Annotated in this window: 1 pseudogene; it reads left to right on the top strand. The window is 69.5% G+C overall.

The features are described from left to right. Positions 1-534 (top strand): annotated as a pseudogene (locus ACFQ87_RS46445) (MFS transporter); the annotation flags it as partial.

Here is a 534-nt window from a genome sequence, read left to right as displayed (position 1 = left end):
GTGACGCCCAGCTGCGGGCCGAGATCGCCGAGGGCATGCGGTTCGTCTTCGGGCACCGGCTGCTGCGGGTGCTCACCATCAGCTCGGCGGTCTCCAACATGTGCGGCACGATCGGTGCGTCCGTGCTGCTGGTGCTGCTCGCCGGTGACCTGCGACTGTCGCCCTTCCTGTGCGGCCTGGTCTTCAGCGCGGAGGCCGTCGGTGGACTCGTCGGTGCGCTCCTCGTGCAGCCGCTCGTGACCAGGATCGGCCAGGGGCGGGCGATGTGGCTGTCGATGGCGGTGAGCAGCCTGCTCTGGCTGACGGCCGTGCCGATGTACCAGGCCGACTGGCGATTCGCGGTCGCGGTGTCGCTGAACGGCCTGGGCTGGGTCGGTTTCATGACGTACAAGATCTCGACCGTGAGCTTCCGCCAGCAGCTCTGCCCGAAGCCGCTGCTGGGTCGGATGACCGCCACGTTCCGCTTCGTCGTCTGGGGTCTGATGCCGGTCGGCGCCCTCGTCGGCGGCGTGCTCGGCCAGTTCCTCGGCGCAC

This window comes from Kitasatospora sp. NPDC056531 (genome assembly GCF_042794375.1).
Lineage (GTDB): Bacteria > Actinomycetota > Actinomycetes > Streptomycetales > Streptomycetaceae > Kitasatospora.
The sequence above is the reverse complement of the archived record's forward strand: the minus strand, read 5'-3'. Positions and strand labels throughout refer to the sequence as shown.